Source organism: Pseudarthrobacter sp. SL88 (assembly GCF_026672455.1).
GTDB lineage: Bacteria > Actinomycetota > Actinomycetes > Actinomycetales > Micrococcaceae > Arthrobacter.
Genome location: NZ_JAPPRD010000001.1, coordinates 4,043,172 through 4,057,651 on the forward strand (window position 1 = coordinate 4,043,172; position 14,480 = coordinate 4,057,651).

At 67.1% G+C, this 14,480-nt stretch carries 11 protein-coding genes; 9 read left to right on the top strand and 2 right to left on the bottom strand.

All coding sequences use genetic code 11. The features are described from left to right. Positions 1-30 precede the first annotated feature (30 nt). The 9 genes from OVA06_RS18390 to OVA06_RS18430 all read left to right on the top strand — a co-directional run bounded on the left by OVA06_RS18390 (position 31) and on the right by OVA06_RS18430 (position 10,936). A complete protein-coding gene (locus OVA06_RS18390) occupies positions 31-1,713 on the top strand; it encodes an ABC-F family ATP-binding cassette domain-containing protein (protein WP_268160310.1) in 1,683 nt (560 codons plus the stop codon). 92 nt (positions 1,714-1,805) lie between these two features. Further along, the gene (locus OVA06_RS18395) at positions 1,806-2,999 is read left to right on the top strand and encodes an MFS transporter (RefSeq protein ID WP_268160312.1); all 1,194 of its coding nucleotides are present in this window, start codon (positions 1,806-1,808) and stop codon (positions 2,997-2,999) included. 27 nt (positions 3,000-3,026) lie between these two features. Beyond that, complete coding sequence (locus OVA06_RS18400) at positions 3,027-4,523, top strand: bifunctional phosphatase PAP2/diacylglycerol kinase family protein (protein WP_268160314.1); 1,497 nt, start codon at positions 3,027-3,029, stop codon at positions 4,521-4,523. Between the two features lie 193 nt (positions 4,524-4,716). Further along, positions 4,717-5,682, top strand: a complete 966-nt coding sequence (locus tag OVA06_RS18405) for an ABC transporter ATP-binding protein (protein ID WP_056080311.1) — start codon at positions 4,717-4,719, stop codon at positions 5,680-5,682. 5 nt (positions 5,683-5,687) lie between these two features. Next, the gene (locus OVA06_RS18410) at positions 5,688-6,584 is read left to right on the top strand and encodes an ABC transporter permease (protein ID WP_056080315.1); all 897 of its coding nucleotides are present in this window, start codon (positions 5,688-5,690) and stop codon (positions 6,582-6,584) included. Positions 6,585-6,597: 13 nt separating this feature from the next. Further along, positions 6,598-7,971 carry a sensor histidine kinase gene (locus OVA06_RS18415; RefSeq protein WP_268160317.1) on the top strand — a complete coding sequence of 458 codons (1,374 nt, stop codon included), beginning with the start codon at positions 6,598-6,600 and terminating at the stop codon, positions 7,969-7,971. Beyond that, positions 7,968-8,660, top strand: coding sequence for a response regulator (locus OVA06_RS18420; protein ID WP_268160319.1), 693 nt, complete (start codon positions 7,968-7,970; stop codon positions 8,658-8,660). The genes OVA06_RS18415 and OVA06_RS18420 overlap by 4 nt, the downstream gene beginning before the upstream one ends. A gap of 58 nt (positions 8,661-8,718) precedes the next feature. Further along, positions 8,719-9,618, top strand: a complete 900-nt coding sequence (locus tag OVA06_RS18425; protein ID WP_268160321.1) for an intradiol ring-cleavage dioxygenase — start codon at positions 8,719-8,721, stop codon at positions 9,616-9,618. 10 nt (positions 9,619-9,628) lie between these two features. Next, a complete protein-coding gene (locus tag OVA06_RS18430) occupies positions 9,629-10,936 on the top strand; it encodes a M18 family aminopeptidase (RefSeq protein ID WP_268160323.1) in 1,308 nt (435 codons plus the stop codon). On the opposite strand, the gene OVA06_RS18435 is transcribed toward OVA06_RS18430, so the two are convergent. Both OVA06_RS18435 and OVA06_RS18440 read right to left on the bottom strand, forming a co-directional pair. Continuing rightward, positions 10,933-11,604 (bottom strand): NeuD/PglB/VioB family sugar acetyltransferase, encoded by a 672-nt coding sequence (locus OVA06_RS18435; protein WP_268160325.1) that lies wholly within the window; start codon positions 11,602-11,604, stop codon positions 10,933-10,935. The two genes, OVA06_RS18430 and OVA06_RS18435, sit on opposite strands and share 4 nt — an antisense overlap. Before the next feature lie 14 nt (positions 11,605-11,618). Beyond that, positions 11,619-14,306 carry an AAA family ATPase gene (locus OVA06_RS18440; protein WP_268160327.1) on the bottom strand — a complete coding sequence of 896 codons (2,688 nt, stop codon included), beginning with the start codon at positions 14,304-14,306 and terminating at the stop codon, positions 11,619-11,621. Positions 14,307-14,480: the final 174 nt, after the last annotated feature.

Below are 14,480 nucleotides of genomic sequence, written 5' to 3' on the forward strand. Positions count from 1 at the left end.
CCGGGACGGGGGCGTGGGAAGATGGAGCCCGTGGCTCATATTGACGTTTCCGGCATCGACTACTTCCTCTCCGACGGCACCCAGCTGCTGAACGGGGTGACGTTCAAGGTTCCGGACGGCACCAAGACAGCCCTGATCGGGCCGAACGGCACGGGAAAAACTACACTGTTCCGGATCATCGCCGGCGATCTGGTCCCCGACGAGGGCGTTGTGGGTCGCTCCGGGACCATGGGCATCATGCGCCAGTTCGTGGGCCAGGTCCGCGATGACTCAACCGTCCGTGACCTGCTGGTCTCCGCAGCTCCCCCGGCCCTGGCCGTGGCCGCCCGTGAGGTGGACGAGGCGGAGTTCGCCATGATGGAGAACGACGACGAGCCCACCCAGATGCGGTACGCCCAGGCCATCGTGGACTGGGGCGACGCCGGCGGATACGACGTTGAGACTGTGTGGGACGAGGTGTGCATGGCCGCCCTGGGCCTGCCGTTCGACCGCGCGCAGCACCGCCCGGCGTCGAGCCTTTCCGGCGGCGAACAAAAGCGCCTGGTCCTGGAGGCCCTGTTTGCCGGCCCGGATGACCTGCTGCTGCTCGACGAACCGGACAACTACCTTGACGTGCCCGGAAAGCGCTGGCTTGAAGCCAAGCTCAATGAATCACGGAAGACCGTCTTCTTCATCAGCCACGACCGGGAGCTGCTGAACAACGCCGCCGGGCGCATCGTCACACTGGAACCCGGTATCAGCGGCGCAGGCGCGTGGATCCACGGCGGTGGGTTCGGCTCCTATGTGGAAGCCCGGGCAGACCGCAACGCCCGCTTTGAGGAGCTGCGCAAGCGCTGGGACGAGGAGCACGCGAAGCTCAAGGAACTCGTCAACATGTACAAGAACAAGGCGGCCTTCCGCTCGGATATGGCCAACAGGTACCACGCAGCCCAGACCCGGCTGGCCAAGTTCCTTGAGGCAGGCCCGCCCGAGGCCCTGCCGGTCGAGCAGAACGTGCAGATGAGGCTTAAGGGCGGCAGGACGGCCAAGCGCGCCATTGTGGCCGAGCGGCTGGAACTGACCGGGCTGATGAAGCCCTTCTCCACGGAAGTGTGGTTCGGTGACCGGGTGGGAGTCCTGGGCTCCAACGGGTCCGGCAAATCCCACTTCCTGCGGCTGCTCGCCACGGGCGGCACAGACCCGGAACGCGAACACGTGCCCGTATCCGACGTGGAGATCGCGGAGGTCCCGCATGAAGGGACCGTGAAACTGGGCGCGCGGATCAGGCCTGGCTTCTTCGCCCAGACCCACGTCAGGCCAGACCTCCTGGGCAAGACGCTGCTGGAGATCCTGCACCGGGGAGACGAGCACCGTTCCGGCCTCGGCCGTGAAGCGGCGGCGGGCGCCCTGGACGGGTACGGCCTGGCCGGCCAGTCGGAGCAGAAATACGAATCGCTCTCCGGCGGACAGCAGGCACGGTTCCAGATCCTGCTCCTGCAGCTGTCCGGCGCCACGCTGCTCCTGCTCGATGAGCCCACGGACAACCTGGACCTGCACTCGGCCGAAGCACTGGAACGGGCCATCGACCACTTTGAAGGCACCGTCCTTGCCGTAACGCACGACCGCTGGTTCGCGCGGACCTTTGACCGGTTCCTTGTCTTCGGTTCCGACGGCAAGGTCTACGAATCCGCGGAGCCGGTATGGGATGAAAAGCGCGTTGAACGCGCACGCTGAACCCTTACCGCAGGCAACAGCAGGCAGACGTAACAGCGGACAGATCAACCCGCGCCGCAACTCCGAAGGTATCCAGTGGAAGCAGTGAACGTATGAACACCAATACCGGGACGGCCCGGGAGGCCGGAGTGACGGCTGCCGCTGCTGCCACCTTCGTGGTTTTCGGCATCAACGGACTCGTCTTTGCCAGCTGGGCGGCCCGCATCCCGGCCGTAACGGAGATCCTGCAGATCACTTCGGGCCAGATGGGAACCCTGCTCCTGTGCACCGCAGTGGGATCCTTGCTTGCCCTGCCCACGGCCGGCCTGGTGGTGGGGCGGATCGGAACGGCCAACACCGTGCGCTTCGGCGGGATGCTGGCAGCTGCAGCCGGTGTGGGCATTGCCTTGTCCCTCTCCGCCGCGTCGATTCCGGGAACCGCAATTTCCCTGTTCTTCTTCGGGATCGCCATCGGACTCTGGGATGTCTCGCAGAACATCGAGGGCGCCGACGTCGAACACCGGCTCCGGCGCACCATCATGCCCCAGTTCCACGCGGCCTTCAGCGGCGGAGCCTTCGTGGGTGCGCTGGTGGGCGCCGGGTTGTCCAACACCGGCGTGGGCCTGCCGCTCCACCTGCTGGTCATTGCAGGTGTAGTCCTGCTGGCAACACTGGTTGCGCCGCGCTACTTCCTTCCCCATGTGGCAGCCGCACTTCCCGAGGGCGAAACCAAACCGGCCAAGGGTCCTTCCGCCTGGCGGGACAGCAGGACACTCCTCATCGGCGTGGTGGTACTGGGTGCCACCCTCACCGAGGGCGCCGGCAACGACTGGATTGCCAAAGCCTCCGTGGATGGGCTGGGAACCGCCGATTCAACCGGCGCGCTGATGTTCGCCCTCTTCGTTCTGGCCATGACGGCGATGCGGTTCCTGGGCGGCCGCGTCATCGACGCCTACGGCAGGGTAGCGGTGCTGCGCGCCAGCATGGCCGCGGCAGCTGCAGGCCTGGGCCTGTTCGTCCTCGCTGACACCGTCTGGATAGCAGCAGTGGGCGCAGCCCTCTGGGGCATCGGCGCGGCGCTGGCCTTCCCCATGGGCATGTCCGCCGCAGCTGACGACCCCGCCCGCGCAGCGGCTCGCGTCAGCGTTGTATCCACCTTGGGGTATATATCTTTCCTGGCCGGGCCGCCCCTGCTGGGATACCTCGGCGACGTGGTTGGCATCCATCAGGCACTGCTGGCCATCCTGGCGCCCATCCTCCTCGCCCTGCTGCTGGCCGGAGCCGCGCGGCCGCTCAAGACCGACTAGACGCGCGGGCGGCGGTAGGGTGTGGGAATGCACAGCACATGGCGGGGCAGCCACCGATGGATCAGCCGGATGGACAGGTACCTTGTCCGGCATGTTTCGGACCTGCCGGGTGGCAACCATGACGACTTCTTCCGCCGCCTCTCGGCTTCCGCCAACAACGGAAAACTCTGGATAGCGATCGCCGCCGGGATGGCAGCATTCCCCGGCAAGACCCGCCGGGCTGCCGTCCACGGCCTCCTGGCCCAGGCTGTGGCCTCCTCCGTTACCAACGTCATCTTCAAAACCCTGCTGCCCCGGACGCGGCCGCTGCCGGAACATCTTCCTGTGTTCCGCTTCGTGCATCCGCAACCCACCAGCTCATCAATGCCCTCCGGCCACTCCGCTTCCGCCGTGGCCTTTGCTGTGGGCGTGGGCCTGGTGCGGCCCGCCATCGGCGCCGCCCTCGCCCCGGCTGCGGCGGGGGTGGCGTACTCCCGGGTCCATACCGGGGCCCATTGGCCTTCCGACGTCCTGTTCGGCTCTGCCTTGGGTGCGGGTGCCGCCCTGGTCACCCGCCATTGGTGGCCCGTGCGTCCACCCATCCCCAAGACCCAGCGCACTGCGGCCCCAGCACCGGAGCTACCCGGCGGCAAAGGACTCAGCATTGTGGTGAACGCGCTGGGCGGTTCGTTCACCGATCAAACGGCTGATGCCCTGCGAGAAGTATTCCCTGAGGCACATATTGTGACGGTTCGTCCGGAGGACGACCTGGTGGAACAGATCGGCGCTACGGCGGACAGTCCCGGAACCAAAGCCCTGGGGGTGTGGGGCGGAGACGGCACGGTCGGGGCAGCGGCGGCTGCCGCCATCGAGCGGTCCCTGCCCCTGCTGGTGCTCCCTGGCGGCACCCTCAACCACTTTGCCCGGGATGCCGGAATTGGAAGCCTCCAGCAGGCGGTAACGGCGGCGTCCAACGGTGAGGCGGCGAAGGCGGACATCGGGTTTGTCACGGCAGAGCGCGGCCTCGCCGGATCGCCCGAAGTGTCCGAGCTGATCATGCTGAACACCTCAAGCATCGGCCTCTACCCCAACCTGGTGCGGCGGCGCGAACAGCTGCAGCCGGCGCTCGGAAAGCCACTGGCGGGAGTGGTGGCCATGTTCCGGACGTTCGCCGCCGGAACACCCATAACGCTCACCGTGGACGGAACCCCGCACCGGGTGTGGATAGCGTACGTGGGGCGTGGCCGCTACTACCCCAGGGACCATGCGCCGCTGCTCCGGCCCGTGCTGGACGACGGCGTGCTGGATTTCAGGATCTTCTCGGCGGATGAATCGTTCGCACGGTTGAGGCTTCTATGGGCGGTCCTGACCGGAACTGTGGCCAGCTCCAGCATCACCCACCTCCGTGAAGCAACCGAGGTCACCATTGACGCCAACGGCGCGCCGATGGCGCTGGCAGTGGACGGCGAAGCACTGGCCGGTGTGCGCAAGGTGCACTACCGGGTGGTCCCCAGGGCGCTGGTCTACTACTCGCCGCAGGCCTAGGACCTGTTGCGGCGCACTCGCGTTTGGGCCGGACACCGGATGCCCCGGTGCGGTCATCCGTCGGGACTACCCTGATTCGCCCCTGAATCATCCCTGAGACCGGCGAAAAGCCCTGCAGGCGTGGGTAGCGTAGGGGGTACCACCTCCCTAAACGCATTCCGCAGCCCAGCGCTGCCGATCAAAGGAACACTCCATGATTGAGGCAACAGACCTGGCCAAGGCCTATGGCGGAAAGACCGCCGTGGCCGGGGTCAGTTTCACAGTCCGGGCCGGACAGGTTACGGGCTTCCTGGGACCCAACGGCGCCGGGAAATCCACCACCATGCGCATGATCATGGGACTGGACCGGCCGACGTCGGGCTCCGTCACAGTGAACGGACTGCCTTACGCCCAGCACAAGGCGCCGCTGCACGAGGTGGGCGCCCTCCTCGACGCCAAGGCGGTACACACCAGCCGCAGCGCCTACAACCACCTGTTGGCCATGGCCGCGACGCACGGCATCCCCAAGGCACGGGTCCACGAGGTCATCGAGATGACCGGCCTGGAGGCTGTGGCCAAGAAGAAGGCCGGCGGCTTCTCGCTGGGCATGGGCCAGCGGCTGGGCATCGCCGCCGCGCTGCTGGGGGACCCGCAGACACTGATCCTCGACGAGCCTGTCAACGGCCTGGACCCCGAAGGCGTGCTGTGGGTACGCAACCTGGTCCGCTACCTCGCGAACCAGGGCAAGACGGTGTTCCTGTCCTCGCACCTGATGAGCGAGATGGCCCAGACCGCTGACCACCTGATCGTCATTGGCCGCGGCAGGATCATCGCCGACGCACCCGTGAAGGACATCATTGCCGGAACCCGCCAGGCCAAGACCCTGGTCCGCACCGACGACGCCCAGTTCCTGCAGTCGCTGCTGGCGGGCAACGGAATCACGGTGGATCAGAGCGAGCCTGAAACCCTGACTGTCACCGGCCTGGATCCGCGGCAGATCGCCCAGGTGGCACTGGACAACAGCGTGCTGGTCTACGAACTCACCCCCAAGGTGTCCTCGCTTGAAGATGCCTACTTCGACCTCACCAAGGACGAAGTGGAATACCACTCGCACCTGGCAGGCGGCCCGGCAGGCACCCAGCCGCAGGCGGCCCCGGCTCCGGCGACGGCAGGAAAGTAAGGACCATGAGCACAACAATTCACAACGCCCCCGCGTCACGTTCCGCTGCCGGTGCCCGGCACAGCCTGAGCTTCGGCGGCGTCCTGCGCTCCGAATGGATCAAGCTGTTCTCCCTGCTGTCCACCCGTATCCTGCTGGTGCTGACATTCGCAGCCATCATCGGCGTCGGCGTCCTGACCGCGTTCGTCCGCTACAACATCCTCGATTCCATGGCCGCCAACGCCAGGGCCCAGGGTTTGGAACCGTCCTCCGACATGCTGGAGCAGTCCATGCCGCCTGGCTCCGGCCTGGACCTGTACAACCTGCCCAACGCGGGGCTTCAGATCGGCATCCTGATCTTCGGTGCCTTGGCCGTCCTGTTCATGGCCTCCGAGTACGCCACCGGCATGATCCGCTCCACCATGAGCGCCGTTCCGGCCCGCACCCCGGCCTTCGCGGCCAAGGCCATCATCCTGGCGGTGGTGTCCTACGTCATCACCACGGTGGCCGGTGCCGTCACCTTCCTGCTGTCCGTCCCCATGTTCCAGGGCCTGGGACTTGACCTCTCCTGGTCCACTGACGGCGTGGTCTACAGCGTCTTCACCGGTGGCCTGTACGTGGCGGGCGTGGCCCTCATTGGCCTGTCCCTGGGCACCCTGCTGCGCAATTCAGCCGGGGCCATCACCGTGCTGGTGGGCATCTTCTTCGTCATCCCCATCGCCGCGGGCTTTGCCTCACTCATCCCCGGCGACTTTTGGAAGTACGTACCGCAGTACATCCCGAGCGAAGCGGGCGGCCGTTTCCTGGCCATCGGCGAGATCGACGCCTACATCGACCCCTGGCAGGGCGGCCTGCTCTTCCTGGGTTACGTGCTGCTGTTCCTGGTGCCGGCCATGATCGTGCTCAAGAATCGCGACGTCTGACCCTGCGGACAGCATGAACGAAGCATCAACGGCAAAGGACGCGCTGGTCGCCGGCAACTGGCAGGCCGCCGCGTCCTTTGCCGAGCTTAACGAGAGGCGCCGTGGCAGGATCCGGCGCTACCTCTACGAACACCCGCGCGTCATGGACGCCGTGGTGGCGCTGAGCTACGTCCTCCTGGTGGCTCCCACCGCCGTGGATGCATTTGTCTCCGGCAAGTGGCTGGCCGCTGCGCTGCTGGGTGCTGTGGCCGGCGCCTTGTTCCTGCGGCGTTTCCACCCGGTGGGGCTGGTGGCCTTCGTGGCGGTTATGGAGGTCGCAGTGACGCTGCTGCACCCCTGGGGGTCCAACGTTTCAACGGGCCTGTGGTTCTCGCTGTATTCCGTGGCGGTGGTGCACACCCGGCGCTTCGCGCTCATCACCATGGCGGCAGCCACGGCACCGCTCGCCCTCCTCTACCTGCTGGCCGCCGTCGGGCCCATGGAAAACTCCTTCGTCCAGGACCAGGGCGCCAACCCGGCGGACTTCCACCTGCTCACCAGCATCGCCACCGGTGCCACCATCGCACTGTCCAACGTCATCGCCACGGGCATCGGCATCGGGGTGAAGCAGCGCCGGGAACACGAGCAGCAGGTTGCCGCTTGGGCCGCGCGGACCGCCAGGCTTGCCTCCGTCAACGAACGCAACCGGATCGCCCGGGAAATGCACGACGTCGTTGCCCACTCGCTGACGGTGATGATCAGCCTCTCGGACGGCGCCGGCGTCGTGGTCCGGAAAAGTCCCGAGCGGGCCGGCGAGGTGTTGGGCGAACTGTCGCGGACGGGGCGGACAGCGCTGGCAGACATGCGCCGGGTGCTGGGCGTGCTGCGCGACGACGCCGGAACGGCGGCCCCGAGGACTCCGCTGGCCGCGGGGCAGAGCCTGGCGAAGCTGCTGGAAGGCTTCCGCACCGCCGGGTTGCCGCTGCACTATTCGCATACCGGCCCGGCGCTGCCCAACGATGCCGCGTTCCAGCTCACCGTGTACCGGATCGTCCAGGAATCGCTCACCAACGTGCTCCGCTACGGGCGTTCCCTGGGACGGGTGGACGTGGACATCGCCCGGCAGGCCGCCACGGTGACCATTGACGTGCACGACGACGGCGCCGGCGGGAGTGCCCACCGCACCGATGACGGCGGCGCCCAGGCCGACGCATCGTCGGGATCAGGCCTGCCTTTTGGGACCGGACAGGGGCTCGCCGGCATGGCAGAGCGGGCCCGGATATACTCCGGGACCGTGACCGCCGGGCCGGGCGGGCGCGGCTGGCGCGTCCACGTGGTCCTGACCTGCCCGGCTGATGAACGCCCCGAACCGATCACCGCACCCTCCGAACTCCAAGGCAAGGCATGACTGAACACGCACCGATCACCGTCCTGCTGGTGGATGACCAGCCCCTCCTGCGGATGGGATTCCGCCTGATCCTGGAGGGCGAGGAAGACCTGCACATCGTGGGCGAAGCCTCCGACGGCGCCGAAGCGGTGAAGCTCGTCCGGAACCTCACCCCGGACGTGGTGCTCATGGATGTCCGGATGCCCGTGCTGGACGGCATCGAGGCCACCCGGGCCATCACTGCCGAAGGGTCCCCGGCCCGCATCATCATCCTCACCACCTTCGACGTGGACGAGTACGCCTTCGCCGGCCTCCAGGCAGGGGCGTCCGCTTTCCTGCTCAAGGATGTGGCGCCGTCGGAACTCATCCAGGCCGTGCGCGTGGTGGCCAGCGGGGACGCCGTGGTGGCGCCCAGGGTCACCCAGCGTCTGCTGGAAACGTACGTCCGCGGTGCGGCAGCCCCGGCCCCCGCCGCGCAGGCTCCCGACCCGCTGCTGGGTGACCTGACACCGCGGGAAACCGAGATGCTCGAAGCCATGGCGGAGGGTCTGTCCAACGCCGAGATCGCGCACCGGTACTTCCTGTCCGAGGCCACGGTGAAAACGCATGTGCGCCGGATCCTCACCAAACTGCACCTCCGGGACCGGGTGCAGGCGGTGGTGTACGCGTACGAAACCGGGCTGGTGGTGCCCAGCAACCCGGACTACTGACAGCCGGTTCACAGGAACGCCCTATGCAGGACATAGGGCCAGGCCCTTTGATGGACTCATGACTTCGCTTCCGCCGCATGAATCCGGCCCTGAGGAACAGCAGCCCCACCCGAACCACGACCGGGGGTTGGAGTTCGACCTCTCCACGATGCTGAGCCGGCGGTCGCTGGGACTGTTCCTCGGCGCCGGCGGTGCCGCGGCTGCCCTGGCCGCCTGCACGCCGGGAGGTACTTCCCCGGCCGGCCAGCCGGCGTCGTCCGCTTCCCCGTCTGCGGCGACTTCCGCCAGCGCCACTGCGTCCCCCACGCTGACCCGCGCCATCGCCGAATGCGGCGTAGAGATCCCGCAGGAAACCGCTGGGCCCTTCCCCGGGGACGGTTCCAACGGACCCAACGTCCTTGAAGGGTCCGGAGTGGTCCGCAGGGACATCACCTCCAGCTTCGGCTCGGCCTCCGCCGCCGCCGAAGGCGTCCCGCTGACATTTACCCTGACCCTGCTGGACAACGCCAACGGCTGCACCCCCCTGGCCGGCGCCGCCGTCTACGCGTGGCACTGCGACCGGGACGGAAAATACTCCCTGTACGACTCAAGCCTCACCAACGAGAACTACCTGCGCGGCGTCCAAGAGGCCGATTCGAACGGCCAGGTCACGTTCACGTCCATCTTCCCGGGCGCCTACTCCGGCCGGTGGCCGCACATCCACTTTGAGGTGTTCGAGTCCATGAACAACGCGACGGCGGCGGGCCAGGTGCTGGCCGTTTCGCAGATTGCGCTCACCCAGGCCGCGTGCGACGACGTCTACGCCACGGCCGGGTACGAACGCAGCGTCACCAACATGTTGCGCACCACCCTGCAGTCGGACAACGTGTTCGGTGACGATGGCGGCATCTATCAGCTGGCCATGATGGCAGGTTCGGCGGCTGCGGGCTACACGGCGGGGCTCAACGTCACCATCTAGACTCGGGAGCATGCCTAACCAATCCCCTGCCACAGACCACATCCAGGACCTTGGCGCTTTCGTCAGCGCGTCGCCGTCGAGCTTCCACGCGGCCCACGAGGCCGGACGGCGGCTGGCGGACGCGGGATTCACCCGGCTTGATGAGCTGGAGCCGTGGGACAGCGGGGCCGGCCAGTTCTTCATCATCCGGGACGGCGCACTGATCGCCTGGGTGGTTCCGGAGAACGCCGGTCCCACCACCGGGTTCCACATCCTGGGCGCGCACACGGATTCGCCGTCCTTCAAACTCAAGCCCAAGCCGACCACCGGCGCCTACGGCTGGCTCCAGGCCGGGGTGGAAGTCTACGGCGGCCCGCTGCTGAACTCCTGGCTGGACCGGGAGCTGCGGCTGGCCGGCCGGCTGGTAATGCTGGACGACACCGAACACCTGGCCGCCACCGGACCGCTGCTGCGGTTCCCCCAGCTGGCCATCCACCTGGACCGTGCCGTGAACGACGGGCTGACGCTCGACAAGCAGCGGCACATGAACCCCGTCTGGGGACTGGGTAACCCGGCAGACTTCGACGTCCTCCGGGTCCTGGCTTCGTCCGTGGAAGGCGCCTCCCTTGATCCGGCCCGCATTGGAGGGTACGACGTCGTCATCGCGGACACGCAGGCACCTGCGGTTTTCGGAGGATCAGGTGAGTTCTTCGCGTCAGGGCGGTTGGATAACCTCTCCTCCACTCACGCCGGGCTCGCGGCACTGATAGCCCACGCTTCGTCCGGTTCCGCTGACTCTGCTGCTCCCATTGCTGTACTGGCCGCGTTCGACCACGAGGAGATCGGCTCCAACTCGCGCTCCGGCGCGTGCGGCCCGATCCTTGAGGACGTGCTGGTGCGGATCTCCGACGGCCTTGGCGCCTCGGTGAGCCAGCGGCGGCAGGCCCTGGCGGCGTCGTTCTGTGTTTCCGCCGACGCCGGCCACGCTGTCCACCCGAACTACGCCGAACGGCACGACCCCGCCAACCATCCCGTGCTCAACGGCGGGCCGCTGCTGAAGATCAACGCCAACCAGCGGTACGCCACGGACGCCCCCGGGGCGGCGCTGTGGGCACGGCTGTGCGGTGAAGCGGGCGTGCCCTACCAGGAGTTCGTGTCCAACAACGCCATCCCGTGCGGCTCCACCATCGGCCCGCTGACCGCTACGCGGCTGGGAATCCGGACCGTGGATGTGGGCGTGGCACTGCTGTCCATGCACTCCGCCCGGGAGCTGTGCGGTGTGGAGGATCCGTGGCGGCTGGCCTCCGTGGCCGAGTTGTTCTTCCGCACAGCTTCCTAGCGTTCTCCGTCGCCGCGGGCACCGAACCGCATCCGGTGCCGGTCTATGGTCCGGGCCGGGACGCCGATCCAGGTTTCGCCGTCAGGTACGTTACTGAGGATGGCGGCGCCCATCCCCACGGTGGCGTAGTCCCCCACACTGGTCCGTTCGCGGACGCTGGAGTTCATGCCAAGGTCGGCGGCCCGCCCGATCCTGACCCCGCCACCCAGGGAAACGCCTGCTGAGAACGTGGCGAAATCGGCAACGTCGTCGTCATGGGTGAACGTTACCGACGGCATAGCCACTACGTGCGCCCCCAGCGTGACGCCCGCCGTCAAGGTCACATTCCGGAGGAGGATGCTCCCCCGTCCGATCCGGCAACCGTCCGGGTACGGGACCGTGGGATCAATGGCGGTAGCGTACCTGGACTCCTGGACGCCAACGCTCCGTAACCGGTCCACCACGGACTCGCGCGCCCGTCCGGAGGCGAGGCAAACCAGTAGGAAGGCGTGCTTGAAACTGACGGCATCCTCAACCCGTCCAAGCACCGGGGCTCCATCCACCGTGGTGTCCGCCAACTGCCTGTCGTCATCAAGAAACCCCACGACGTCGTATTGCCCACTGGCCCGGACCATGGCCAGGACCTCCCTGGCCAGGCCGGTCACGGAGACCAGAATCAGCTCGCTCATGTTCAGGGCCGCTCCTAGACGATCGGCAGGACATAGGGTTCGGCGGAGGGGCTGGACTTGCCGGCGGCCAGGGCAGTCAGCTGTGCGCGTGACTCCACGCCCAGCTTCCGGTAGATGGCCGTGAGCCGCACTTCCACCGTGCGTACCGACACGTACAGGGTGCCCGCGATTTCCTTATTCCGCATCCCCCGCGCAACCATCTTGGCAAGTTCGAGTTCATGGCTTGCGAGCAGCAGCAACGCCGGGTTCCCCCGGGGACGTTCCTCGCGATCATCCATGAGCAGCACGTCCACGTGCTGGGCCCATGAAGCGGCACCGGCCTCGTCGAAGAGCACCTTGGCCCGCAGCAGGGCATCCTTGGAGTCCCGAAGCCGGCCGAAAGCGCTCAGGCGCTCCGAATAACACAGCAGCGTCCGGCCTCGCTCCACCAACGGGACGTGCCCCTTCCCGGCTTCAATGGCCTGACTGAAGAGCTGGAGGGCCTGCTCACCGTCGGCCAGCATGGCGTGGCATCGCGCGAGGGCTTCCACAAGCCAGAGGGAGCGCAGACCAGCCGGATGTGCCTCCAGGCGCTGCAGGACTTGGGTCGCCTCCCGATGCCGTCCCAACCGGACCAGGACTTCCACCAAATCGGCTTCACATCTCAGCAGCACAGGGTTGGCGAACGCCTGGCCCAGCTCCGAGGCCCGGGAAAGATACGCGCAGGATTCTGCGAGGTCGCCGCGGAGCAAGGCGAAATGACCCTCCATGGCTGCAAACTGCGCAGCGATGGCCAGGTTGTTTCCCGATGCCGCAAACTGCTGTGCATCCGCCGCATGAACCTTTGCCCGGGCTTCATCTCCCACCGCGTGCGCCCGCCACACCCGGAAGAGGCACCGCTGGCCGCGCTGGTACTTCATCTCCGGGTCGCTGCGCTCGAGGTCGTCTATAAGGCGGATAGCAGCGCCGACGTTGCCGGCACGGATTTCGTTGTCCACGGCCAGGACCAGTGCCGTTTCCCGCCACAGGGTATTGCGGGGCTCAAGATAACCGGCAACGATCGCGAACGCCTGTTGCGCTTGTGGGTACGCTTCGGCGTAGCTGAGTGCCCTGCCCTGCACCAGCAGGCTGACCATGCGGGCCTCTCCGGCAGGTTCGTGCTTGCGGGCAAGGCTGGCGGTATCGCCCCTGATGGCGTCCGTCAGGGTCTGTGCCCGGTCGGTAATGGCACGGCACTCCGCTGACGCCGCGTCCCGGAATGCCGCGCTGCGCCGGAGCACCTCGGCCGCGTCCGCCAGCTCCCACCGTTCCGCATAGTAGAGGGCTGCGCCGGCCAACAGGGCCGCGGTGAACGCGGGGCTGTGCCGGCCGAACTCCTTGGCCAGGCGCAGCACCATGCTGGAGCGCACCGACGCGCCCTGGGCAAACTGGATTTCGAAGGCCAGGCCGGTCAGCCGAAGGATGAGGGGCGGGTTGCGGGTGACCCGGAGTGCCCAGTTCAGATAACGGCGGGCGTACACGAATTCGCCATGGCTGAAGAGGACTTCGGCAATGGCAGCGAGGCGGGCGGCGGTTTCAGCCTCCCACGGGTTGAGGGTCAGCGCGCGCTCAATGTACTCGACGGCGAAGGGCACATCTCCGCCACGGATCAGGTCCACCGCGTGCCGCAGCAGGCTGAACGCCGTTTTGCGCTCCAGCGCCGTGTAGCTCAGGTGCCAGCGCCTGGCGTAGGGGTCGGAAAGCTCCGAGGCATTTGCCAGCGCACGGTGGCTGGCTGTCCTCGCCGCGGGGGCCATGGTGGAAAAGACGTAGCCGCGCAGCAACTGGTCGCGGATCCGCAGGTGGGGCCCTGTTCGGCTGACCAGGCCTTCGGACAGCAGCTCGTCGACGCCGGACCACACGTCTCCGTTGACCTGTTCCAGGGCCCCGATATCGGTCCGGCAGGAAAGCGAGAGGAGGTCGAGGATGCCGCGGGCCGCTGGAGCCAGCTGGCCCACCACCGCCGCAAAATCTGTTTCAAAGCTGCCCCTGCAGGGCAACGGGATGGGCATGGCGTATTTCCCGTCGGCCTGCTGCTCCAGCAGGTGGTGGTACAGCTCGACGGCGGCGAGCGGATTTCCCAGCGTGGCCGAGGCAACTGCGTGGGCGGCCGCCGTCGTGCCCTGGTTGGCGGGGATCGCCTCCAGCATCCGCACCGTCTCGTTGTAGCTCAGCGGATTGAGCTTCAGCGAGTCCAGCCCGGTGAACGGGCCGTCAGGCGGGGAACCACGGACGCTGAGGAACAGCGCGATGTCGGTTCCACTCAGGCGCCGGGCCAGGAAACCGATCACGGCCTGGCTGCCGGGGTCGAGCCGGTCGGCGTCGTCAATGGCAATGACCGTCCGCGTTGACGACCGCTGGAGCAGGCCGGACAGGAGCGTCGCTGACAAAGCGGGGACGTTAGGGGTGTCCGCCGCGTCACGCAGGAGCTCGTCCGCGATCCTGTTCAGGACCGGGTCGTCCATCCTGTTCAGGAGGGCGGTGATTCCGGACAGCGGCCAGCCGGATTCGGACTCGCTGGCGCTGAGGAACACCGTGGGGTATTCGCACAGGGCGGACAGTTCGGCTAGGAGTGCTGATCTTCCCGATCCCCTGCTGCCGGACACCACCAGGGCTGAATCCTTGGGTCCGCGGATCACCGACACGACCCTGTCCAGTTCCTTGCTCCGGCCTACCAAAGACATGAGGTCCCCGTCCTGTGAAGAAAGGAGACCGCATTCTTGCGCATGTGTACCCGGCACGGCAGCCGTACCGCCGGGTACCCCGGAGATCCAGCACGGCTTGTCTCCGCCCCAGTGCGGTTCCCAGCTGTAGAAAGGAATATATAGCGGCCACGGATGGGGGTGCCATCCAAATAG